This is a genomic window from Streptomyces cyaneofuscatus (genome assembly GCF_033109485.1).
GTDB lineage: Bacteria > Actinomycetota > Actinomycetes > Streptomycetales > Streptomycetaceae > Streptomyces > Streptomyces cyaneofuscatus.
The window spans coordinates 1,545,405-1,568,461 of the sequence record NZ_CP137002.1; the positions used below are offsets into that span (position 1 = coordinate 1,545,405).

At 71.6% G+C, this 23,057-nt stretch carries 22 protein-coding genes; 8 read left to right on the forward strand and 14 right to left on the reverse strand.

Annotated features, from left to right (window positions below):
- The first annotated feature begins 99 nt into the window (after nt 1–99).
- Nucleotides 100–549 (forward strand): FAD synthase family protein, encoded by a 450-nt coding sequence (locus tag R2B67_RS06420; RefSeq protein WP_015612087.1) that lies wholly within the window; start codon nt 100–102, stop codon nt 547–549.
- Here R2B67_RS06420 and R2B67_RS06425 read toward each other — a convergent pair.
- Nucleotides 518–1,246 carry a CDP-alcohol phosphatidyltransferase family protein gene (locus tag R2B67_RS06425; RefSeq protein ID WP_317816837.1) on the reverse strand — a complete coding sequence of 243 codons (729 nt, stop codon included), beginning with the start codon at nt 1,244–1,246 and terminating at the stop codon, nt 518–520. The two genes, R2B67_RS06420 and R2B67_RS06425, sit on opposite strands and share 32 nt — an antisense overlap.
- 265 nt (nt 1,247–1,511) lie before the next feature.
- Here R2B67_RS06425 and R2B67_RS06430 point away from each other — a divergent pair, with 265 nt between their 5' ends.
- Genes R2B67_RS06430 through yczE form a run of 5 tightly spaced genes read left to right on the forward strand, consistent with a single transcriptional unit; the run spans nt 1,512 to nt 6,650 of the window.
- Nucleotides 1,512–2,663: a fatty acid desaturase family protein gene (locus R2B67_RS06430; RefSeq protein ID WP_018514426.1), complete on the forward strand. Its 1,152-nt coding sequence runs from the start codon at nt 1,512–1,514 to the stop codon at nt 2,661–2,663.
- On the forward strand, nt 2,650–3,984 hold the full coding sequence (locus R2B67_RS06435) for an O-acetylhomoserine aminocarboxypropyltransferase/cysteine synthase family protein (protein ID WP_018514425.1): 1,335 nt from the start codon (nt 2,650–2,652) through the stop codon (nt 3,982–3,984). The genes R2B67_RS06430 and R2B67_RS06435 overlap by 14 nt, the downstream gene beginning before the upstream one ends.
- Entirely contained in the window at nt 3,981–4,733 is a 753-nt protein-coding gene (locus R2B67_RS06440; protein WP_317816838.1) for a gamma-glutamyl-gamma-aminobutyrate hydrolase family protein, read from the forward strand. Before R2B67_RS06435 ends, R2B67_RS06440 begins: the two co-directional genes overlap by 4 nt.
- Nucleotides 4,730–5,926, forward strand: a complete 1,197-nt coding sequence (metX, locus tag R2B67_RS06445; RefSeq protein ID WP_317816839.1) for a homoserine O-acetyltransferase MetX — start codon at nt 4,730–4,732, stop codon at nt 5,924–5,926. The genes R2B67_RS06440 and metX overlap by 4 nt, the downstream gene beginning before the upstream one ends.
- Entirely contained in the window at nt 5,910–6,650 is a 741-nt protein-coding gene (gene yczE, locus R2B67_RS06450) for a membrane protein YczE (protein WP_317816840.1), read from the forward strand. Before metX ends, yczE begins: the two co-directional genes overlap by 17 nt.
- 10 nt (nt 6,651–6,660) lie before the next feature.
- Here yczE and mnhG read toward each other — a convergent pair whose 3' ends face one another.
- The 8 genes from mnhG to R2B67_RS06490 form a co-directional block, all read right to left on the reverse strand.
- Nucleotides 6,661–7,041, reverse strand: coding sequence for a monovalent cation/H(+) antiporter subunit G (gene mnhG / locus R2B67_RS06455; RefSeq protein WP_018514421.1), 381 nt, complete (start codon nt 7,039–7,041; stop codon nt 6,661–6,663).
- Nucleotides 7,038–7,388 (reverse strand): MrpF/PhaF family protein, encoded by a 351-nt coding sequence (locus R2B67_RS06460; RefSeq protein WP_237328406.1) that lies wholly within the window; start codon nt 7,386–7,388, stop codon nt 7,038–7,040. The genes mnhG and R2B67_RS06460 overlap by 4 nt, the downstream gene beginning before the upstream one ends.
- Complete coding sequence (locus R2B67_RS06465; protein WP_109979997.1) at nt 7,385–8,011, reverse strand: Na+/H+ antiporter subunit E; 627 nt, start codon at nt 8,009–8,011, stop codon at nt 7,385–7,387. Before R2B67_RS06465 ends, R2B67_RS06460 begins: the two co-directional genes overlap by 4 nt.
- Nucleotides 8,008–9,663, reverse strand: coding sequence for a Na+/H+ antiporter subunit D (locus tag R2B67_RS06470; protein ID WP_317816841.1), 1,656 nt, complete (start codon nt 9,661–9,663; stop codon nt 8,008–8,010). The genes R2B67_RS06465 and R2B67_RS06470 overlap by 4 nt, the downstream gene beginning before the upstream one ends.
- Complete coding sequence (locus R2B67_RS06475) at nt 9,660–10,280, reverse strand: Na(+)/H(+) antiporter subunit C (protein WP_018514417.1); 621 nt, start codon at nt 10,278–10,280, stop codon at nt 9,660–9,662. The genes R2B67_RS06470 and R2B67_RS06475 overlap by 4 nt, the downstream gene beginning before the upstream one ends.
- Entirely contained in the window at nt 10,277–13,180 is a 2,904-nt protein-coding gene (locus tag R2B67_RS06480) for a Na+/H+ antiporter subunit A (RefSeq protein WP_109979995.1), read from the reverse strand. The genes R2B67_RS06475 and R2B67_RS06480 overlap by 4 nt, the downstream gene beginning before the upstream one ends.
- Before the next feature lie 297 nt (nt 13,181–13,477).
- Nucleotides 13,478–13,879: a RidA family protein gene (locus tag R2B67_RS06485; protein WP_237328402.1), complete on the reverse strand. Its 402-nt coding sequence runs from the start codon at nt 13,877–13,879 to the stop codon at nt 13,478–13,480.
- Nucleotides 13,876–15,021, reverse strand: a complete 1,146-nt coding sequence (locus R2B67_RS06490; protein WP_317816842.1) for an acyl-CoA dehydrogenase family protein — start codon at nt 15,019–15,021, stop codon at nt 13,876–13,878. Before R2B67_RS06490 ends, R2B67_RS06485 begins: the two co-directional genes overlap by 4 nt.
- Before the next feature lie 129 nt (nt 15,022–15,150).
- Here R2B67_RS06490 and R2B67_RS06495 point away from each other — a divergent pair, with 129 nt between their 5' ends.
- Both R2B67_RS06495 and R2B67_RS06500 read left to right on the forward strand, forming a co-directional pair.
- Nucleotides 15,151–16,830 carry an AMP-binding protein gene (locus R2B67_RS06495; protein WP_317816843.1) on the forward strand — a complete coding sequence of 560 codons (1,680 nt, stop codon included), beginning with the start codon at nt 15,151–15,153 and terminating at the stop codon, nt 16,828–16,830.
- 9 nt (nt 16,831–16,839) lie between these two features.
- The gene (locus tag R2B67_RS06500) at nt 16,840–17,667 is read left to right on the forward strand and encodes a PaaX family transcriptional regulator (RefSeq protein ID WP_109979991.1); all 828 of its coding nucleotides are present in this window, start codon (nt 16,840–16,842) and stop codon (nt 17,665–17,667) included.
- Here the strand turns inward: R2B67_RS06500 and R2B67_RS06505 are convergent.
- From R2B67_RS06505 to R2B67_RS06525, 5 genes are all read right to left on the reverse strand, one after another.
- Nucleotides 17,657–18,565 carry a transporter substrate-binding domain-containing protein gene (locus R2B67_RS06505; protein WP_317816844.1) on the reverse strand — a complete coding sequence of 303 codons (909 nt, stop codon included), beginning with the start codon at nt 18,563–18,565 and terminating at the stop codon, nt 17,657–17,659. The genes R2B67_RS06500 and R2B67_RS06505 overlap by 11 nt on opposite strands.
- A 9-nt stretch (nt 18,566–18,574) precedes the next feature.
- Entirely contained in the window at nt 18,575–19,324 is a 750-nt protein-coding gene (locus tag R2B67_RS06510) for a hypothetical protein (RefSeq protein ID WP_317816845.1), read from the reverse strand.
- The gene (locus R2B67_RS06515; protein ID WP_018514409.1) at nt 19,321–19,767 is read right to left on the reverse strand and encodes a hypothetical protein; all 447 of its coding nucleotides are present in this window, start codon (nt 19,765–19,767) and stop codon (nt 19,321–19,323) included. Before R2B67_RS06515 ends, R2B67_RS06510 begins: the two co-directional genes overlap by 4 nt.
- An 81-nt stretch (nt 19,768–19,848) precedes the next feature.
- Nucleotides 19,849–22,131 (reverse strand): bifunctional salicylyl-CoA 5-hydroxylase/oxidoreductase, encoded by a 2,283-nt coding sequence (locus tag R2B67_RS06520; RefSeq protein WP_317816846.1) that lies wholly within the window; start codon nt 22,129–22,131, stop codon nt 19,849–19,851.
- A gap of 5 nt (nt 22,132–22,136) precedes the next feature.
- Complete coding sequence (locus R2B67_RS06525) at nt 22,137–22,964, reverse strand: enoyl-CoA hydratase family protein (protein ID WP_317816847.1); 828 nt, start codon at nt 22,962–22,964, stop codon at nt 22,137–22,139.
- Nucleotides 22,965–23,057: the final 93 nt, after the last annotated feature.

The window sequence follows — 23,057 nt, forward strand, 5'->3', positions numbered from 1 at the left end:
CCTGCCGAGCTTATCCGTTCACGGCTTGCACAAGTGTTCTTCACAGTAAGGTCGTTGGAACATCACCGGATCACGTTGACCGTGGGGGGAGAGATACGGATGGTGCAGCACAGGGTGGGGTACGCACCCGGGGTGTACGACCTGTTCCATGTGGGTCACCTCAACATCCTGCGGCATGCCCGCAGTCAGTGCGACTACCTCGTCGCGGGGGTCGTCTCGGATGAGATGGCCGCCCTCGCCAAGGGCCACACGCCCGTCATCCCGTTGCGCGAACGACTGGAGATCGTCCGCAGTGTGCGGTTCGTCGACGCCGCGTTCGTGGAGACCGTGCCGGACAAGGTCGAGACCTGGCAACAGGTCCGGTTCGACGTGATCTTCAAGGGCGACGACTGGCGGGGCACGGAGAAGGGGAAGAAGCTGGAGCGCGACTTCGCCGAGGTCGGCGTGGAGGTCGTCTACTTCCCGTACACCGTGCACACGTCCAGCACCCAGCTGCGCCGGGCGCTGGACGTGCTGGTCAGCCGGGACGGAGCGCTCTCAGCTCCCTGAACCACTTGGTGAGGAAGGCCGCCAGGAAGAGCGTGTGGACCACCGCGAGCACGGCGTACCCGGCCCGGAAGGCCCCGGGTGCGCCGAGCAGCAGGAACACCAGGCAGAAGACTCCGTAGTCGGCGGGCAGCAGCGCGACGGCCCGCACCCTTGACACCGGAGCGGCCGTAGTGCCCGCCGTCGCTCCGGCCACCGCCGCCTTGCCGAGCTTCTCGCGCAGCAGCCCCGCGCAGAAGGTCACCACGGCGGCCAGCTGGAAGCCCAGCGGCAGCAACAGCCAGGCGTCCGAGGGCAGTTCGCCGAAGCGGTAGAAGGAGATCAGCACGGCGGTGTGGACGAGCACCAGCTTGCCGCAGTCCACGACGTGGTCCAGCCACTCCCCGTCGGGCCCGCCCCGGCCGGTGAGCCGGGCGAGCTGGCCGTCGGCGGAGTCGAAGGCGAAGCCGATCGCGAGCGCCGCGTAGACCAGCAGCGCAAGCGTCCAGGACGGCTCCACGAGCGCGACCGCCGCGAGCGCGGCGTAGGTGAACAGTGCGCTGATCAGCGTCACTTGATTGGGCGTCAGCCCGGCCCGGTACGCGCCCGCCGCGAGGAACCGCCCGGCCGGGCGGTTGAGGTACCGCGAGTAGAGCGAGACGCCCTTGGCGCTCTTCTGTGCGCCGCGCAGTTCGCGCAGCACTGTGCCTGTGCTTCCCATACGCCCCCCAGCGTCCGGCATTGCCCGCATCATGGCACGTGGCGACTGGGACCGGGGCATGATCGGCCGGACGCGCGCGCACGTCGACCGGCCTACGGGAACGTCGTCGGTCGATATTGTTAACTGTCCGGAAAATCTCTTGCCTTGCTCCGACCGCGGTCACCAGACTCGCACTGCCGCACCACAGCACCGCACTTCAGCACCACCGTTAGCACCGCATCTCAGCACCACAGTTCCTGCCGGACCGGGGCACGAGGAGTAGGCGTTGAGCACTGGCGATACCTGGGCCTATGACGGCCGGCGCTACCGCATGTACCGGTTCCCCGCCGATGTCCAGCGGGAGGTCAACGAACTCAACCGGGCCGACAACTGGCATGTCTTCCTCGCCTGGGCCGAGGACGTGTTCTGGATGGCGCTCTGCGTCCTCCTCTGCGTCTACGGCTCCTACTGGTTCTACCCTCTCGCCGTCCTCGTCATCGGAGCCCGGCAGCGAGGGCTCTCCACCCTGCTGCACGACTGCGCGCACGGGGTGGGCGTCGCCGACAAGCGGCTCCAGATGTTCGCGGGCACTCTGCTGACCGCGTACCCGATCTTCCAGCAGCACTACGCCTACAAGGTCTCCCACGTCTTCACCCACCACCCCAAGCTCGGCAGCCCGGACGGCGACCCCGATCTGCGGTTCTTCATCGAGCAGGGCGCCTACCGGAGGTCCGCCACGGCGAACTACGTCCGGCGCGTCGTCATCTTCCCCCTGCTGGGCACCCAGACCTGGGCCTATCTGCGCTATCTCGTGCGCAACCGCTACCGCGTCATCGCGGGCGTCGAGAAGCGGGCCGTGGCCGCCTCGCCCGTGCAGCGGCGCAAGCAGGCGTTGGACCGGGCCGGGTTCTGGCTGTTCTGGGGGCTCGTCGTCGGGCTCGCCTGGTACGGCGGGTGGCTGCCGGAACTCGCGATGTTCTGGGTGGTCCCGTACCTCACGAGCTTCCAGATCCTCGGCTGGTACATCGAGCTCTCCGAGCACACACCGCTGGTGCGCGACTCGAACACCGATCTGTACATGACGCGCAACCGCAAGAGCCGCAGCTGGGAGAAGTTCCTGACGGGCATTCACAACGACAACTACCACCTGGAGCACCACCTCGACCCCCGCACCCCGTTCTGGAACCTGCACAAGACGCGCAAGATCCGGCTCCGGGACCCGAACTACGCCGCCGTCGACCAGGCGCTCGGCGGGCTGTTCCACCGCGGGCCCGAGGGACAGCCCAGCACCATGTCGGCGATCGTCCGCTCCATGACGCCCGACCGGGACGCCACGCCGGAGAAGGTGCCCGGCGCGGAAGCCACCCCCGAGAAGACGCCCGCCCCGGCGGCCACGCCCGAGAACCGGAACCAAGAAGGACGCGATGTCGCAGCCTGACCACAGGGCTCTCGCAGCCAAGGAGTTCACCAGGCCCGAGTCGGCCGCCGTGCACGGCGGTTCGCAGTCGCGGCTGGGCATCACCCCGCCCATGGTGACTCCGATCTTCCAGACCGCCGCGTACGAGCTGCCCAGCACGGCCGCCGCCGCGGGCATCTTCGACCTGATCCAGGACGGGCAGGCCTACACCCGGCTCAACAACCCGACCTGTGACGTGCTCGAAGAGCGGATGGCGGCGGTCGACGGCGCGGCCGCCGCGCTCGCCGTCGCCTCCGGTCAGGCCGCCGTCAGCCTCGCCCTGCTCAACATCTGCCAGGCCGGCGACAACATCGTCAGCTCCAACGAGCTCTACGGCGGCACCTGGAACCTGCTGGCGAACACCTTCGCCCGCTTCGGCATCGAGACCCGGTTCGTCAGCCCCGAGGACCCCGCGAACTTCGCCGCCGCGACCGACGAGCGCACCCGCTGCTACTTCGGCGAGACCCTGCCCAACCCCCGGCTGCGGCTCTTCCCGGTCGAGGAGGTCGCCCGGATCGCCGAGGACCACGGTCTGCCGCTGGTCCTCGACAACACGATGCTGCCGTACGTGCTGCGCCCCATCGAGCTCGGCGCGCACATCCTGGTGTACTCCGCCACCAAGTACATCGGCGGACACGGCTCCACCCTCGGCGGACTGATCGTCGACGGCGGGACCTTCGACTGGGAGCGACACGCGGAGCGCCATCCGCTGCTGACCACGCCCGACCCGGCGCACGGCGGCGTGGTGTGGACGCGCACCGGCAAGGAGCTCAGCGGACCGCTCGGCCGCAGCAGCTATCTGCTGAAGGCCCGCGAGACGCTGCTGCGCGACCTCGGTCCCTGTTTGAGCCCGTTCAACGCGTTCCTGCTGCTCCAGGGGCTGGAGACGCTTCCGCTGCGCATGCGGGTGCACGGCGAGAACGCCGCCCAGGTGGCCGCCTTCCTGCACGGCCACCCCCTCGTCGACCACGTCATCCACCCCGCGCTCGCCGAGGGCGAGGAGGGCGAGCGGGTGCGCCGCCTGCTGCGCGGGAACACCGGCCCGCTGGTGCAGTTCGAGGTCAAGGGCGGCCGGGAGGCCGGCAGCCGGTTCATCGAGGCGCTCCGGCTGATCTCGCACGTCACCAACATCGGGGACGTACGGTCCATGGCCACCCACCCCGCCTCCACCACCCACGCCCAGCTCCCGGAGGCGGAGCAGATCGCGGCCGGTGTCACCCAGGGGTCGATCCGGCTCGCGGTCGGCGTCGAGCACATCGACGACCTGCTCACCGACCTCGACCAGGCGCTGAAGGCGACATGAGCGCGACCGGTACGGGCACACCCCTGGTCGCCCTCGCCTGTGTCACCGAGGACGTCGGCGGCGTACCGCACGCGGCGGTCCGTCAGGTCTACGTGTCGGCGCTGGAGTCCGTCTCCGGCTGCGCGGTCGTCCTGGTGCAGGGGCCTGCGGCCCGGCTGCCGTCGGTGCTCGGCCGCTTCGACGGGATCGTGCTGGGCGGCCATGAGTCCAACGTGGCGCCGGAGCGGTACGGCAGCCCTCCCGGTCCGGGCCCGCGCGCACCGGAGCGGGACGAGCTGGCCCTGTCGCTGCTTCCCCTGGCGGTCGACGCGGGCCTGCCCGTCCTCGGCATCTGCCGCGGGCTCCAGGAGCTGAACGTGGCGTACGGCGGGACCCTGCGGGACATCGGCGCGCTGCCCATCGGCGCGGCGCACCGCGAGGACCTGAGCCTGCCCCGGGACGAGCAGTACCTCCCCGCGCACGACATCGCGGTGAGCCCCGGCGGGCTGCTGCACGGCATCGTCGGGCAGGACACCGTACGGGTCAACTCCCTGCACCAGCAGGCGGTCGACCGTCTCGCGCCGGGGCTGAGGCTGGAGGCGGCGACCTCCGACGGTGTCGTCGAGGCGGTCTCGGTGGCGGACGCCCCCGCCTTCGCCCTCGCCGTGCAGTGGCACCCCGAGTGGTACGCCTCGTCCGAACCGGTCTCCAAGTCGCTGTTCACCGCGTTCGGGGCGGCCGCCGCCCGGCACGCCCGGAGGCGCGGGTGACCAAGGCTCCTCACCGCCCGGAGAGCCTGGTGCTCTTCGGTGCGGACCGGCCGCTGCGCCTGGAGTCCGGCCGGACCCTCACCGATGTGCCCGTGGCCTTTGAACGGTACGGCCCGCCCGACCCCACGGGCACGGACACCGTCTTCGTCTGCCATGCCCTGACCGGCGACGCCCATGTGGCCCGGCACCGGCCGGACGACGCGCCGGGCTGGTGGGAGTCGATGGTGGGGCCGGGCCGCCCGATCGACACGGACCGCTACCAGGTGATCTGCGCCAATGTGCTCGGCGGCTGCTCGGGCACCCTGGGCCCGGCGCCGCTCGCCGACCGCACGGCCTGGGAGCCGTTCCCGCAGGTCACCGTCGCCGACATGGTCGCCGTCCACCGCGAGCTGCTGCGCCGGCTCGGTGTGGGGCGGCTGCACGCGGTCGTCGGCGGCTCGCTGGGCGGGATGCAGGCGCTGGAGTGGCTGCTGCGCCATCCGCGGGACGCCGGGCGGTACGGTCTGATCGCCACCTCCGCCCAACTGTCCACCGACAACCTCGCGTTCAACGCCATCGCCCGTGCCGCGATCCGCAGCGACCCACGGTTCCGGGGCGGTGCCTACCGGGCGGGCGAGGGGCCGGACGCCGGGCTGGGCATCGCCCGCATGATCGGCCACCTCACCTACATGTCCGGGGCTTCGTTACAGGCGAAGTTCGACCGCGACCTCGCTCCGCCGCCGCAGGGGGTCCCCGCCGAGGGAGACGCCTCCTGGGGGCCGTTCTCCGTGGAACGCTATCTGGAGCACCAGGCGGACAAGCTCGTCGCGCGCTTCGACGCGAACAGCTACCTCTGTCTGACCAACGCCATGGACCTGTTCGACCCCTTCGCAACACCGTACGAGGACATCGCCGGGGCGGAGCCGGACGTCCACCTCTTCAGCTTCGCCTCGGACCGGTTGTACGGGGTCGAGCACAGCCGCCACATCAGGGAGCGGCTGGAGAAGGCGGGCGTCGGCTGTGCGCACTTCCACGAGGAGACCGCACGGGGAGGCCACGACGCCTTCCTGATGGACGTGCCCGACTACCTGGAGGCGGTGGGCCGATGGCTCGCGGCACCCGCGTGCCGCGAGGCCACCGCGCCCGGCGTCGTCTCCCTCCCCACCACCCGTACCCAGCAGCCCAGGAGAAGCTCCAATGACGTCGATGCGTGACACCCCCGATGGAGCGGCAGGCCGCACGCCGGACCGGAGATCACGCGGGATCGGCGCGATCATCCAGCGGCCGCTGGTCCCCGACCGGCCCACGCGCCGGCTCTCGCAGCTGATCTTCGGACTCGCCCTGTACGGCGTCAGCGACGCGATGGTGATCCAGTCCGGGCTCGGCGTCGAGCCGTGGGACGCGCTGAGCCAGGGCCTGTCCCGGACCTTCGGTCTGGGCATCGGCATGTGGACCAACATCATCGGCGCGCTGGTGCTGCTGCTGTGGATCCCGCTGCGCAACAAGCCCGGTCTGGGCACCGTGCTCAATGTGCTGATGGTGGGCACGGTCATGGACCTCTTCATGGCCTGGACGCCCGTGCCCGAGGCGATGTGGCTGCGCTGGACCGTGCTGATCTCCGGCGTCGTCCTCAACGGCGTGGCCACCGGCATGTACATCGGCGCGGGCCTCGGGCCGGGGCCCCGTGACGGGCTGATGACCGGGTGGGCGGCGCGCGGCCACTCCATCCGGGGCGTCCGCTGGGTCATCGAACTGACCGTGCTGGTCATCGGGTTCCTGCTCGGCGCGACGCTCGGCATCGGCACGCTCATCTACGCCGTCGCCATCGGGCCGCTCTCGCAGATCTTCATCCCGATGTTCGACGTGAAGAGCCCGATGCCGAAGGAGCCGGTGCCCGGCGTGCGGAAGAGCCGGACACCGGACGGGGAGGCCCCTTAGGGGGTGGGGCTCAGGACTTCTCGCGTGAGCGGGGGGCCGGGCCCTCGTCCGTGAGCTGCTCGTCCAGTTCGTCGAAGAGCAGTTCCTCGTGCTGGACCTGTCCGGTGCGGTACGCGGAGCGGGCGACCAGGTGCGAGGCGACCGGGCCGGTGAGCATCTGGAAGAAGCCGATCAGCGCGAGGGTGGCGAGGTCCATGCCGGTGCGCAGCCGCAGCGCGACCCCGGCCAGCACCAGGAGCATGCCGAGGGTCTGGGGCTTGGTCGCGGCGTGGCTGCGGGAGAGGACGTCGGGCAGCCGGAGCATGCCGATCACCCCGAGCAGGCAGATCGCGGCGCCGAGGAGGACGAGCAGGGCCCCGGCCGTGTCGAGGATCTGGAGCCAGGCGTTCACTGCGGGCCCTCCTTGGTCTCGCCGGCGTCCGGTCCAGGGGCACCCCGGGTCGGGACCGTGACGGCGGGCCGGTCGCGTACGGCGATGAAGCGGGCGATGCCCACCGAGCCGGTGAAGCCCAGGAAGGCGAGCACCAGCATGATCGGGAAGTAGAACGAGTCCAGCGCGACGGCGGACTTGGCGCCGAGGCCGGCGATGATCAGGGCGGCGATCACGTCCAGCGAGATCGCCCGGTCCAGCATGGAGGGGCCGCGCCAGATCCGGACCAGCAGCAGGAGGCCGGCCACCAGGACCAGGACGACGGCGGCGGTCAGCAGAATGCGGTCGATCTGTTCGAAGACGCTCATGGTGCGGGCCTTCCGGCGGCGAGCTGCGGCGGTGGGGGCGGTTCGGCGACGCGGGCGATCTCGTCCCGGGTGCCGAAGGCCCGTACGGTCAGTTCCTCCAGCCGCCAGACCTGGCGCCGGGCGGCTTCGAGCTCCTCGGGCCGGTCCGCGTCCAGGACGTGCAGGAAGACGGTGGCGGTGGCCCGGCGCACCTCGATGACCGAGCCGCCCGGCACGTTGGAGACGGCCACCGCGACGGCGGCGAGCATCAGGTCGCCGCGGCAGCGCAGGGGTACGCCGATGACGGCGGCCTGGTGCGGCGTACCGCTGAAGATCTGCCGGGTGACCCGCACGCCGGAGGTGTACATGTCGTAGAGCAGATACCCGGCGAGGCGGATGATGCCCCACGGGTGGAGCCGGAGCCCGAGGTCGACCGGCGGCAGCGGGAAGGCCAGGCAGACGGCGCTCGCGACGATGACGCCGGTGATGATGTTGGCCAGGTTGAAGGTGGACCAGAGCAGCACCCAGATGAGGGTGAGCCAGGCGATCAGCGGCAGGTCCAGCACCCGCCCCCGCTTGCCGATCTTGCAGCTCATCGGCGGCAGGTCGGCGTCGCGGAACGAGAACCGCAGGAAACGGCTCACTTGCCCAGCACCTCCTCGATGTAGGGCGTGCGCTTCAGCAGTTCGACGGCCGAGCGGTCGGTGAAGGCGGTGAGCGGTCCGGCGAACACCGTGAAGGACAGGGCCAGCGCGATGGTCGCGGCGGTCGCCGCCATCATGGGCCGGGGCAGCCGGCTGGTGGTGATGACCGACGTCTGCCGGGCCTTGGTCACCACGACGGCTCCGCCGGCCGGCCGGCGCACGGGCTCGATGCCCTCGTCACCGGTGCCGGGGACGCCGTCGGGGCCCTCGTCGGTGTCGTCGTCGCTGTCGTCCTGGGACTCCAGGACCGTGCCGGCTTCGGCCTGTCCGGGCGGGGCGGCCCGCCAGAAGGCCAGGTTCCACACCTTGGCCACCACGTACAGCGACAACAGGCTGGTGACCACCGATCCGGCGACCAGGACATAGGCCCAGACGGAGCCGTCGGCGACGCCCGCGCGCATCAGCCCGAGTTTGCCGATGAATCCGGAGAGCGGCGGGATGCCCGCCAGGTTCATCGCGGGGACGAAGAAGAGAAGGGACAGTATCGGCGCGGCCTTGGCCAGTCCGCCTAGCCGGGTCAGCTCGGTGGTCCCGCCCCGGCGTTCGATCAGCCCGGCGACCAGGAACAGCGAGGTCTGGACGGTGATGTGGTGGACGACGTAGACGATGGCACCGCCGTACGCCTCGCGGGTGGCGAGGCCGATCCCGAAGACCATGAAGCCCATGTGGCTGATCAGGGTGAAGGAGAGCAGCCGTTTGAGGTCGGTCTGGGCGACCGCGCCGAGGATGCCGATGAGCATCGAGGCGAGCGCCACCGCCATCAGCAGGTCGCCGATCCGGTTGCCGGGGAAGAGCAGGGTCTCGGTCCGCATCATGCAGTAGACGCCGACCTTGGTGAGCAGTCCGGCGAAGACCGCGGTGACGGGCGCGGGTGCCGTCGGGTAGGAGTCGGGGAGCCAGGCGGCGACCGGGAAGACGGCGGCCTTGATGGCGAAGACGGTGATCAGCATCGCCTGGATCAGCGTCTGCACACCGAGCGACAGTCCGGGCAGCCGCTCGGCGAGCTGCGCGAAGTTGACGGTGCCGAGGGCCGCGTACGTCATGGCGATGGCGATGAGGAAGACCATCGACGAGAACAGCGAGATGATCACGTAGGTGGAGCCGGCCCGCATCCGGGGACCGGTGCCACCGAGGGTGAGCAGGACGAAGCTGGCCACCAGCATGATCTCGAAGCTGACGAAGAGGTTGACCAGGTCGCCCGCGAGGAAGGTGGAGGAGACTCCGGCGACGAGGATCAGATAGGCCGGGTGGAAGACCGCCAGCGGGGTCTCCTTGTCCCGGTCGGTCATGCCCTGTCCGAGGGAGTAGACCAGCACGCAGAGCGTGACCGCCGAGGAGACGGTGAGCATCAGCCCGGAGAGCCGGTCGGCGACCAGGGTGATGCCGAGCGGCGGGGCGAAGTCGCCGAGGTGGACGGAGAGCGGGCCCTGCCGGTCGGCGGCGATCATCAGGATGATCGACAGCGCCAGGACGGCGGTGAGTACGGCGACGCTGATGAAGCGCTGGAAGCGCTGCATCCGGGTGCCGAAGGTGAGGCTGAGTCCGGTGGCGCAGAGCGGCAGGAGTACCGGCAGCGGGACGAGCGCGTTCATCCGGTGGCTCCTCTTCCGTCTCGGGGGTAGCGGTCGTCGGTCTTGGCGTCGCCTTCGCGTTCGTAGTCCTCGGGGTCGGCGCCGATGACGTCGTGCCAGAGGTCGCCGGAGGCGTCGCGGCCGCGGGCCTGGCGGGCCCGGTCGGCGCGGAGCCGGTCGCGGAGTCTGCGGCGCTCCTCCCGGTAGCGTTCGCGCTCGTCCGGCGTCGGCTCGGCGCCGGAGCGGAACTCCTCGCGCAACTGGGCGCGCTCGGAGAGCACTTCGGCGCGGAGCACGATGCGCCGGTCCTCCAGGTCGTCGTGCACCTCGTCGGTGCCGGTGATCTGGTGGCTGCGGTAGGCCATGGCCAGGAGGAAGGCGGTGGTGCCGAGGGTGATGACGATGGCGGTCAGCGCGATGGCCTGCGGCAGCGGGTCGGTGACCCGGCGCAGGTCGACCCCGTAGAGGAGGGGGGCGGCGCCCGCCGTGCCGGTCGAGGCGAGGATCAGCAGGTTGACACCGTTGCTCATGATGACGGCGCCGAGCAGGATGCGGGTCAGCGGCCGGGTCAGCATGAGGAGGGCGCCCACGGCGCAGAGCACCACGGCGGTGAGGAGGAGTGAGGCGCTGACGGTCATCGGGGGTTCCCTTCCGCCGTCGTGCTGTTGGAGGCGGCGAGGGCGCCGGCGGCCCGTTCGATCTGCCGGTCGATCTTGGCGCCGAGGGCCCGGACAATGTCCAGGACGACCCCGAGGACCAGGAGGTAGACACCGAAGTCGAAGAGGATCGGCGTACTCATGTGGAAGTCGCCGAAGACCGGCAGGTGCCCGTGATAGGTGAAGGCGTGCAGCACGGTGCCGTCGATCAGGCCGAGCAGTCCCACCGCGGTGGAGATGAAGAGGCCGAGCCCGGTGAAGAGGCCCGGTTGCAGGGGGGCGGCCTGGGCGAGTTCGAACCGGCCGCCGGCCAGGTAGCGGGTGATGAGGGCGACTCCGGCGACGAGCCCCGCGACGAAGCCGCCGCCGGGCATGTTCTCGGCGCAGAACAGCAGGTAGACCGAGAGGATCAGGATCGGGTGGAAGAGCAGCCGGGCCACCACCTCGAAGACGATCGAGCGGTGCTCGGGGGCGAGCGTGGAGCCGGCGGCCAGCCAGCCGCGCTCGGGTGCCACCTCGTCGCCCTGGGGCAGACGGGCGGTGTGCTGGGCCGCGATGGACCAGGCGGTACGGCCCTTCAGCTCGTCCGGGAGCATCGGCCCGTCGCTGCGGCGGTGCAGGTAGATGAGGCTGGTGACACCGATGGCGGCGGCGGCCAGCACGGCGGACTCCCCCAGGGTGTCCCAGGCGCGCAGGTCGACGAGGATCGTGGCGACGACGTCCTTGTACCCGTGGTCGTCGACCTCCTTGACCATGGCGGCGCCGGCCGGTTCGGCGGTCCGCGCGGCGGCGGCCACCCAGAGGGAGACGCCGACCACGCCGGCCGCCACGAGCGCCACCGGGATGCGGATCGCGCGCCGCCAGGGAGAGACGGTCTCCTCGAAGTGGACCGGCATCCGGCGCAGCACCAGGACGAAGACGATCATCGCCACGGTCTCGACGCAGAACTGGGTGAGCGCCAGGTCCGGCGCGCCCTGGACGACGAAGAGCAGCGCGGTGCCGTAGCCGATGAGGCCGCTGAGGACGACCGCCTTCATCCGGCGGCGTACGGTCAGGCAGAGCAGCGCCGCGATACAGGTGAGGGCCGCCACACCGCCCTGGAGCTCGTTGTCCCAGACCCGGGGGGCCGGAGCACCCTGCCAGGGCTGGTCGACCGCGAACACAGCGAGCTGTCCGCCGGCCATGACGAGCAGGGTGGTCGCCAGGTAGACCGAGAGGGAGCCTCGTTGGACGGTGCCGGTGACCTGGAGGGCGAGCCGTTCCTGACCCAGCAGCAGATGGCCGAAGACGCTGTCGCCGGTGGGCCAGGCGATGCGGCGGGAGACCTTGGTGACCGTGTCGCGCGCCAGGAACAGGCCGGTACCGGCGGCCCAGGCCACGGCGGACAGGAGCAGCGCGATGCCGAACCCGTGCCAGAGCGCGAGGTGGTAGGGGTCCTCGGGGGCCGGATAGGTGTCGGCGTAGGCGCTGAACAGCCGGTCGGTCAGCCCGACGCCGGGGCCGAGCACCAGGCCGAGGACGGCGAGCAGGGCGGGCGGGGCGAGGAAGGCCCAGCCCACGCTGTGTACGGCGGTGTCGGGAACGCCGGGCTTGCGGGCGAAGGCGCCCCAGACGAAGCGCAGGGTGTACGCGGTCGTCAGCGCCGAGCCCAGCACGACGACGGCCAGCGCCCAGCGGTCGGCGGCCGAGCCGTGCAGCAGCGCCTCGAACGCGGCCTCCTTGGCGGCGAAGCCGAGCAGCGGCGGCAGCGCGGCCATGGAGGCGGCGGCGAGGACGGCGACGGCGGCGACGTACGGCAGGGAGCGTCCGACACCGGAGAGTTTCCGCAGGTCGCGGGTGCCGGTGGAGTGGTCGACGATGCCGGTCACGAGGAAGAGCGGCGCCTTGAACAGGGCGTGCCCGAGGATCATCGCGACGGCGGCGAGGGCCGCGTCCCGGTTGCCGGTCCCGGCGAGCAGGGTGAGGAAGCCGAGCTGGCTGACGGTCCCGTAGGCGAGGACGAGCTTGAGGTCGTTGAGACGGAGCGCACGCCAGCCGCCGAGCAGCATGGTCGCGCCGCCGAGCACCAGGATGACGGGCTTCCAGACGGGTACGTCGGCGAAGGCCGGGGAGAGCCGGGCGACCAGGTAGACCCCGGCCTTGACCATCGCGGCCGCGTGCAGATAGGCGCTGACCGGGGTGGGCGCGGCCATGGCGTTCGGCAGCCACATGGAGAACGGCCAGATCGCGGACTTCGACAGCGCCCCGGCCAGGATCAGCACGAGGGCGACGGAGATGGCGAGCGTCGTCTCCGGCGGGTCGGCGACGATCGCGGAGATCTGGTACGTACCGGCGGCGTGACCGACGATCAGGAAGCCGACCAGCATGGCGAGGCCGCCGAGCGTGGTGACGGTGAGCGCCTGGAGCGCGGAGCGCCTGCTGTGGCGGTGTTCGCTGCCGTGGCCGATCAGCAGGAAGGAGAAGACCGTGGTCAGCTCCCAGAACACGTAGAGCGTGATCAGGTCGTCGGCGAGGACCAGGGCGAGCATCGCCCCCGCGAAGGCGAGCAGGTTCCCGGCGAACCGGCCCAGCTGCGGGGTGTTGTCGCGGAAGTAGGAGGCGCAGTAGATCAGGACGAGGGCGCCGACCCCGGCGGCCATCAGGACCATCAGCTCGGAGAGCGCGTCCAGGCGGAGGTCGAGCGCGACGTCGTAGTCCGGGATCCACTGCCAGGACCAGGTGACGGCCTCACCGGAGGCGGCGGTGCTCCACTGGGTGAACGCCCAGACGGTGGCGGCGACGGGGGGCAGTGCCAGCACGAGGAAGGCACGCCTGCCGAGCCGGTGGACCAAGGGGCCCGCGAAGGCGGCCAGCACGAAGTGGCCGATGATGAGCCCGATCACAGCGTGGCGTCCGGGTCGAGCGGCGAGACAACCGAGATAGAGGGCACCAAATACAGATATATCGCCCCAGTCGATTCATCGGACCGGCACGCCGCGCGCGATCCGGCACGCTGAGGCGCGCGACGGGACCGGGAAAGCGTCAGCTGGGGACGCGGGGGCCGCTGTGAACGCAGGCGAAGGTGTTCCATGTGGTGCCGCACCCGGAGAGCCTAACGCGACTCTCTTGACGAATTCTTTACGGGGGGTGCGTTTCGGTTCGCCGTACGCAGATGGTGCACGGAGAGGCCTCCGTCCTGCTCAGGGCAGCACGGCGATCCCGTCGATCTCGACCATCGCCTGTTCGTCCCAGAGCCGGGCCACCCCGATGACGGCCATCGCCGGGTAGTCGCGCCCGGCCAGCCGGCGCCAGATCCGGCCGAGTTCGGGGGCGTGGGAGCGGTAGTCGGCCACATCGGTGGCGTACACCGTGACGCGGACCAGGTCGGCGGGGGCGCCGCCCGCCGCGTGCAGGGCGGTGAGCAGATTGGTCAGCGCGGTGGCGAACTGTTCGGGCAGGGTGGCGCCGACGACCTTGCCGTCCGGGTCGAGGGCGGTCTGCCCGGCGAGGAAGACCAGATGGCCGCCGGTGGCGACGACGGCGTGCGAGAAGCCGGTGGGCGGGGAGAGTTCGGAGGGATTGATCCGGTGCGACGGGCTCATACGGACGGCTCCTGGGTCTCCTGGGCGGCGGCGGACGCGTACAGCTCCTTGGCGATGATGGCGCGCTGCACCTCGCTGGCGCCCTCGTAGATCCGGGGCGCGCGGACCTCGCGGTAGAGGTGTTCGAGCAGATGGCCGCGGCGCAGAGCACGCGCGCCGTGGAGTTGGACGGCGGTGTCGACGACGTACTGCGCGGTCTCGGTGGCGTACAGCTTGGCCATCGCGGCGCGGCGCGGCACGCCGCTCTCCCCCGCGTCGTACGCGGCGGCCGCCGCGTACACCAGGAGGCGGGCGGCCTCGGTGCGGGTGGCCATCTCGGCGACCTGGTGGGAGACGGCCTGGAGGTCGCTGAGCGGACCGCCGAACGCGGTCCGGGTGGCGGTGTGGGCCACGGTGGCGTCGAGGGCGGCGCGGGCCATCCCGACGGCGAAGGCGCCGACGCTGGGCCGGAACAGGTTGAGGGTGTCCATCGCGACCCGGAAGCCCCGGTCGGGTTCGCCGAGGACGTCGTCGGCGGTGACCGGTACACCGTCGAACTCCAGGGTGCCGATGGGGTGCGGGGAGAGCATGTGGAGGGCCTGGCCGGTGAGTCCGGGGCGGTCGGCGGGAACGAGGAAAGCGGTGATGCCGCGTGAGCCGGCGCCGGGCGTGGTGCGGGCGAAGACGGTGGCGAAGTCGGCCTCGGGGGCGTTGGAGATCCAGCACTTCTCGCCGGTGAGCCGCCAGCCGCCGGGGGTGGGTTCGGCGGTCAGGGACAGCGCCCCGGCGTCGGACCCGGCGCCCGGCTCGCTCAGCGCGAAGGCCGCGACCGCCCGGCCGGCCCGGACCTCGGGGAGCCAGCGTTCGCGCTGGGCGGGGGTGCCCGCCCGGACGACCGGTGTGGTGCCGAGGCCCTGGAGGGCGAGCGCGGTCTCGGCCTCGGTGCAGCCCCGGGCCAGGGACTCCCGCAGCAGGCACAGGTCCAGCGCGCCGGAGGAGAACATCCGTTCCAGCAGGCCCAGCTCGCCGAGGGCGGCCAGCAGCGGGCGGTTGACGCGCCCGGGCTCCCCCTTCTCCGCCAGCGGGCGCAAGTGCCGTTCGGCGAGGGTGCGCAGTTCCTCGCACCAGGCGGTCTGTGCCGGTTCGAGGGAGAATGCCGTCATGGCGGCGCCTCTCTTGTCGCGTCTCTGCTTCTTGTCGCGTCTCTACTGTCGCGTCTCTGCTTTATCGCGGACTGTTGACTACCGTCACCCGAACGATACGCTCCGAAGGCGACAAGGGGGCGATCCTTGATGGAGCCGAATTCCTCGCCGAACACGCCCACAGCCGCCGCCGACGCGTCCGTACGCGTCCCCGGTGCGCACACCGACACGTTCGCGCGCGACCATCTGCCACCGCCGGAGCAGTGGCCGAAGCTCCTCCTGGACGATCCCGGGCTGCGTTACCCCGACCGGCTGAACTGCGGCTACGAGCTGCTGGACCGCACGGTGGAGGAGCGGGGCCCGGACCGTCCCGCGCTGCGCTCCGCCGACGGGGGCGTCTGGAGCTACGGCAAGCTGCGGGAGACGGTGGACCGCATCGCCCATGTGCTCACCGACGACCTGGGGGTGGTGCCCGGGAACCGGGTGCTGCTGCGCGGTCCCACCACGCCCTGGCTGGCCGCGTGCTGGCTCGCCGTCATGAAGGCCGGCGCGGTGGCGGTGACCGTACTGGCGCAGGCGCGGGCGGGTGAACTGGCCACCATCTGCTCGCTGGCCGAGGTGAGCCACGCGCTGTGCGACGCCCGCTCGGCGGAGGACCTGGCGGAGGCCGCGGATCTCGCGAAAGCGGACGCATACAGCCTCCGGACGGTCCTCTTCGGCGGCGACGGCCCCGACGACCTCACCCGGCTGGCGGCCGCCCACGCCGCCTCCGGCCCGTACCGGACGGTCGACACGGCCGCCGACGAGGTCGCCCTCATCGCGTTCACCTCGGGGACCACCGGGCGCCCCAAGGGCTGTATGCACCTCCACCGGGACCTGCTCGCCATCGCCGACACCTTCTCCGCCCGCGTGCTGCGGCCCCTGCCCGACGACGTGTTCGCGGGCAGCCCGCCGCTCGGCTTCACCTTCGGCCTCGGCGGCCTGCTGGTCTTCCCGCTGCGGGCCGGGGCCTCCACGCTGCTGCTGGAGCAGGCGGGGCCGCACCATCTGCTGCCCGCGCTGGTACGCCACCGGGTCTCGGTCCTCTTCACCGCGCCGACCGCGTACCGCACGATGCTCGGCCAGCTGGACGGCCACGACCTCTCCGCCCTGCGCCGCTGTGTGTCGGCCGGGGAGAACCTGCCCGCGGCGACCTGGCAGGCCTGGTTCGAGGCGACCGGGCTGCGCATCATCAACGGCATCGGGGCCACCGAGCTGCTGCACATCTTCATCTCCGCCGCCGACGACGCCATCCGCCCCGGCACCATCGGCGTCCCCGTGCCGGGCTGGCAGGCCAAGGTGGTCGACGGGCACGGCGACGAGCTGCCCGACGGCGAGGCGGGGCTGCTCGCCGTACGCGGCCCGGTCGGCTGCCGCTATCTCGCCGACCCCCGGCAGACCGAGTACGTGCGGCACGGCTGGAACATGACCGGTGACACCTTCGTCCGTGAACCGGACGGCTACTTCCGTTACGTGGCCCGCGCCGACGACATGATCATCTCCTCCGGCTACAACATCGCCGGCCCCGAGGTGGAGGACGCCCTGCTACGCCATCCGGAGGTCGCGGAGGCGGCCGTGGTGGGCCGGTCGGACGAACTGCGCGGGGAGATCGTGGTGGCCCACGTGGTGCTGACCGAGGGTTCGGAGCAGACGGCCGACTCCCTGCGCGCCCATATGAAGGCCGTGCTGGCCCCGCACAAATGCCCACGCGTCTTCGTCTTCGAGCAGTCCCTGCCCCGCACCGCGACCGGCAAGCTCCAGCGGTTCCTGCTCCGGGACCGGCACCTCTAGAGTGATCACGTGGCCGAGCTGCGCACCCCCCGTTCCCTGATCATCACGCTCTACGGCGCCTACGGCCGTCCGGCGGACGGCTCTCCTTTTGCCGTGGCCGAGCTGATCCGCCTGCTGCACGCCGTAGGCGTCGACGCCCCTTCCGTACGCTCCTGCGTCTCACGGCTCAAGCGGCGCGGGCTGCTGGTCGCCGCGCGGGCGGCGGACGGGTCGGCGGGTTACGCCCTGTCGCCGGACGCCCGCCAGCTCCTCGACGACGGCGACGCGCGCATCTACGGCCGCCCCTCGCACCGGCTGGAGGACGGCTGGGTCCTCGCGGTCTTCTCCGTCCCCGAGGCCGAACGCGCCAAGCGCCACCTGCTCCGCTCCCGGCTGGCCCGCCTCGGCTTCGGCACGGCGGCCCCCGGGGTGTGGATCGCCCCCGCCGGCCTCTACGAGGAGACCCGGCACACCCTGGAGCGGCTCGAACTCGCCCCGTACGTCGACCTGTTCCGCGGCGACCACCTGGGCTTCGCCGCGACCCGCGCTTCGGTGTCCCGCTGGTGGGACCTGGACGCGGTGGCCCGCCTCCACCTGGACTTCCTGGACCTCCACGAACCGGTGCTCCGCGAGTGGGAGGCGACCGGGCGGACCGAGGAGGGCCCGCGCCCGCAGGAGGCCTACCGGGACTATCTGCTGGCCCTGGACTCCTGGCGCCAACTCCCCTACGCCGACCCGGGGTTGCCGGAGGAGCTGCTCCCGAGGGGGTGGCCGGGCGGGCGCTCGGCGGAGGTGTTCGGCAAGCTGCACGAGCGGCTGCGGGACGCCGGGGAACGGTTCGTGCGCGTCAAGGACTGATGCTGTCGCGGCACGACCGGGCCTCGATCTCGGCGGCGCTCGGCTTGTGGCTGCTGATCCAGCCCGGATCCTCCTTGATGAGCGTGGGGAGGGACGTCTCGACGTCCCTGATCCAACTGCTCGTCCCCACATGCTTCTTGAGCCAGGACGCCAGCTTGCGGCAGTCCGCGGTGTGCCCCTTCGGCAGCCCGATGCCGTAGTGCTGCGGCGCTCCTATCGTCACGTCCGGCACCACGCGCAGCCCCTCCTTCTCGTACTGCCGGGCGAAGCCGTAGAGGATGGCCTGGTCGGTGGAGACGGCCTTCACCTGGCCGTCGATGAGCTGCTCGATGCAGTCCGACGCGTCGGTCAAGGTGACCGGATCGGCGCCGGCGGTCTCCCTGATGCCTTCCAGGGCTTCGACCGAGGTGGTGCCCTGCCAGGTGCAGATCTGGCTGCCGCGCAGATCGGCCAGCCGCTCGATGCCGGCGCCGTCCGGGCCGACGAGGAAGCCCTGCCGGGTCTTGAGGTAGGGGCCGACGAAATCGATCTCGTCCATCCGGTCGGCGGTGATGGAGAACGACGCGATCGTCATGTCCGCCTTGCGCTGGATGAGCTGGGTGACCCGGTCGCCGGAGGAGACGTCGACGGGCTCGCTGAAGTCGACGTCGATCTCCTCCTCGATGTGCTGGAACATGAGGAAGTCGAGTCCGGAACGGTCGTAGTTGGAGGAGTACGACAGGCCGGGCAGGTCGTTGTGCATCGCGACCGTGATGCGCTGCACGCCGAGGAACTCCCGCTCCGGCTCCTCGGAGGAGCAGGCGGCGAGGCCCGCGAGCAGGACCAGCGTGGCGACGGTGCCGAACAGCCGGCCGGGCACGGGCCGCGCCCGGCGCCCGGTCGTGGAGGTGGGGGCCACGGTGTCCTCTCAGTCGTGAAGTACGGCGTCCGTGACGAACAGGTTCATCCGGCAGCCTTCGTCGGTCAGCAGCGTGATCTCCACGTCGATCGCGCCCTGCAGTCCGCCCAGGGGGAATCCGATCGTCTGACCGCTGCGCACATCGTCGACGCGGGTGCTGGTGTTCCCCAGCAGCTGGGCGGAGTAGCGGGTCTCCGGCGCGCAGAACTGGGCGGCCTTGTCGGCGTCCCGGACGGTCAGGGTCAGCCGCAGCCGGGAGCGGTCGGCGGGGCTGTCGACCACGAGCCGCAGCCGGGAGCCGTTGGTGACCGTGCTGTCGGTGACCGTGCCGCCGCTGATGCGGGTCCGCCCGGTGACGTCGATCTCGCCGTGGTCCGCAAGGTGGTCCATGCCGACCACGCCGGCGAACGAGCAGATCACGGCCGCCGCCGACATCAGGACGCGCCCGTGGGCCCGGGAGCTCCGCGCCGGCAGGACCAGCCGGACCAGCGCCAGGGCGACCGCGGTGCCCAGCGCGAGGTGGACCCAGAGGAACTGGCGCGCCGGTCCGTCGGGGGCGTAGATCAGCGCGTAGGCGCCGAGCGACACGACCAGCAGGAAGGGCGGCCAGTTCCAGCCGCTCCAGCGTTTCGCCTGATCCGTGAAGTCGACGAAGTCGCCGAGGAACACGCTCAGGAACAGCTTGCCGACGAAGCCGATCGCCGGGGAGTTGTCCCCATGGGTGACGGTGTCGCCCCGCGCCGGCGGCTCGGGCGTCAAGCGGTTCCGCCGTCCGGGCCGCGGTGGAAGTGAAAGGTCGCCGAGCCCACCTGGCCGATCGCCGGGGAGTTGTCCCCGTACGACGCCACGTAGGTCCGGTCACCCGCCCGGTAGGCGCTGTGAACGGATCTGATGGAGTGGGTCAGGGACCGGGCGCTCAGATCGTCCCCGTCGGCCAGCCATTGCCCGATGGCACTCTCCAGGATCTCCCGCTCCTGCGGCTGAAGTCGCGCGATGGCCGTGGCCGCCTCGTCGTCCTGCTCGGTCAGGGGCGGGTCACCGGTCCCCCGGGACAGCACCGCACCCAGCAGCACCCGCCCCCGCTCCACCGCACTGTCGGCGATGCGGTCCCGCGCGGCGTCGACGACGGCCCCGGCGAAGGAGGTCGCGGCGGCGCTCACGAAGGGTGCGATGACGGCGGCGGCCGCCAGCAACTCAGACATCTGGTCTCCCCCGAGTAGGAGACCAATTTTACTCGGATTTCCTTTCGGCAGAAGGTAATTGGCACCGCCATCCGCACTTCCTCACCCCAGTGCGAGCCGGGGCTTCGGCGCGTCCGTGCGGCCTGTGGGCGGGGGACGGCTACCGGCGCCGTACGGGAGGGGCCAGGGTGCGCCCGCCCCCGAGTAGCCCTGTTCGGCCGCCGCGTGGAGGGTCCAGTGCGGGTCGTACAGATGCGGGCGGGCCAGGGCGCAGAGGTCGGCGCGGCCCGCCAGGAGCAGGGAGTTGACGTCGTCCCAGGAGGAGATGGCGCCGACCGCGATGACCGGGACGTCCACGGTGTTGCGGATCCGGTCCGCGTACGGGGTCTGGTACGAGCGGCCGAACTCGGGGCGCTCCTCGGGCACCACCTGGCCGGTGGAGACGTCGATGGCGTCGGCCCCGTGGTCGGCGAAGGCGCGGGCGATCTCGACGGCGTCCGCCGCGTCGGTGCCGCCCTCGGCCCAGTCGGTGGCAGAGATCCGGACGGTCATCGGGCGGTCCTGCGGCCAGACTTCGCGGACGGCGTCGAAGACGTCGAGGGGGAAGCGGAGGCGGTTCTCCAGCGGGCCACCGTAGGCGTCGGTGCGGTGGTTGGTGAGCGGGGAGAGGAAGCCGGAGAGCAAGTAGCCGTGGGCGCAGTGGAGTTCGAGGAGGTCGAAGCCGGAGTCGGCGGCGCGGCGGGCCGCCTGGGTGAACTGATCGCGGATGGCCGCCAGTTGGGCGAGGTCGAGTTCCTGCGGGATCTGGCTGACGCCGGGGGTGTACGGGAGCGGGGAGGCGGCCGAGACGGGCCAGTTGCCGGTCTCCAGGGGCTGGTCGATGCCCTCCCACATCAGCCGGGTGGAGCCCTTGCGGCCGGAGTGGCCGAGCTGGACGCCGATGGCCGCGCCGGGGGCGGAGGTGTGGACGAAGTCGGTGATCCGGCGCCAGGCGGTGGCCTGTTCACCGGTCCACAGGCCCGTGCAGCCGGGGGTGATCCGGCCCTCGGGGCTGACGCAGACCATCTCGGTCATGGTGAGCCCGGCGCCGCCGAGCGCGCGGGCGCCGAGGTGGACGAGGTGGAAATCGCCGGGGAGCCCGTCGGTGGCCGAGTACATGTCCATCGGGGAGACGACGACCCGGTTGCGCAGTTCGAGGCCGCGCAGCCGGAGCGGGGTGAACATCGGCGGGGTCTGTGGCGGGCAGCCGAACTCCTCCTCCACGGCGGCGGTGAACGAGGCGTCGCGCAGCCGCAGGTTGTCGTGGGTGACCCGGCGGCTGCGGGTGAGCAGGTTGAACGCGAAGCGGCGGGGCGGCTGGTCGACGTAGCCGGCCAGCTCCTCGAACCAGCGCAGACTGGCCGCCGCCGCCCGCTGGGTGGAGGCGACGACCGGGCGGCGCTCGGCCTCGTACGCGCTCAACGCGGAGGCGAGGTCCGGCTGTTCCTCGATGGAGGCGGCGAGCGCGAGGGCGTCCTCGACGGCGAGCTTGGTGCCGGAGCCGATGGAGAAGTGCGCAGTGTGGGCGGCGTCACCGATGAGGACGGTGTTCCCGTGCGACCAGCGGGAGTTGGTGACCGTACGGAAGGTGAGCCAGCTGGACCGGTTGGCGCGCAGGGGGCGGCCGTCCAGGGCCTCGGTGAAGAACTTGGCGCAGCGGGCGGTGGATTCGGCCGGGTCGCAGGTGTCGAGCCCGGCGGCCCGCCACACCTCGTCGCGCATCTCGACGATGACGGTGGAGGCGTCGGCGGCGTACGGGTAGCCGTGCAGCTGCATGACGCCGTACGGGGTTTCGGCGATCTCGAAGCGGAAGGCGTCGAGGGCGAAGTCGGCGGCGAGCCAGATGTAGCGGTTGCGGTGCTCGGTGAGGGACGGACCGAAGGCCTCGGGGTGCGCCTGGCGGGTCGTGCTGTGCACCCCGTCGGCGGCGATGACCAGGTCGTGGCGGGCGGCCAGCTCGGCGGCGGGCGGGGCCTCGGTCCGGAAGCGGAGGTCGATGCCGAGGGCGGTGCAGCGCTCGTGCAGGATCTCCAGGAGGCGGCGGCGGCCGAGGGCGGCGAAGCCGTGGCCGCCGGAGGTGTGGGTGCGGCCGCGGTGGACGATGTCGATGGTGTCCCAGCGGACGAACGCACGACTCAGGGCGCGGTAGACCTCGGGGTCGGCGTGTTCGATGCCGCCGAGGGTCTCGTCGGAGAGGACGACGCCGAAGCCGAAGGTGTCGTCGGGGGCGTTGCGCTCGTACACGGTGATCTCGCGGGCCGGGTCGAGCCGCTTGAGGAGGGCGGCGGCGTAGAGGCCGCCGGGGCCGCCGCCGATGACCGCGATGCGCCGCACGGGGGTGGGCATGGCCGCTACCTCCCCCGCCACTTCGGCGGCCGCTTCTCGGTGAAGGCGGCGTGGAACTCCGCGTAGTCCTCGCCGTGCATCAGGAGCGCCTGGGTGTTGGCGTCCAGCTCGACGGAGGCGGCGAGCGGCATGTCCAGTTCGGCGGTGAGCAGCGCCTTGGTCTGGGCGAGGGCGAGGGCGGGGCCGTCGGCGAGGCGGCGGGCCAGCTCGGCGGCGCGGGCGTCGGCCTGCCCCTCGTCGGCCAGCTCGCTGATCAGCCCGATCCGCTCCGCCTCGGGGGCCCGGACGGCGTCGCCGAGCATCAGCAGCCGGGTGGCGTGGCCGAGGCCGACGACCCGGGGCAGCAGATAGGCGGCGCCCATGTCGCCGCCGGAGAGGCCGACCCGGGTGAAGAGGAAGGCGAAGCGGGCGGAGGGGTCGGCGACCCGGAAGTCGGCGGCGAGGGCGAGCACGGCTCCCGCTCCGGCGGCGACCCCGTGGACGGCGGCGACGACCGGGAAGGGGCACTCGCGCAGGGCCCGTACGACCTGGCCGGTCATCCGGTTGAACTCCAGGACGGCGGCGGTGTCCATGGCGAGGGTGGCGCCGATGATCTCGTCGACGTCGCCGCCGGAGCAGAAGCCGCGCCCCTCACCGGCGAGCACGAGGGCACGGGCGGAGCGTTCCCGGGTCAGCTCGGCGAGCAGGTCGCGCAGATCGGCGTAGGCACCGAAGGTGAGGGCGTTGAGTTTCTCGGGGCGGTCCAGTGTGACGGTCACCACACCGCCGTCCCGGGTGATCCGGAGATGGCGCCACTCCTCCACCCGCGGGGCGGAGCTGGGAAACGAGCTCATGAAGGGGTTCCCTTCAGCATTCGGGCGGGTTGCCGGCCGTGCGCGGGTCGCGTTCCACCCCCGAAGTTATCACCCGTACGTGACTGTCGTCAC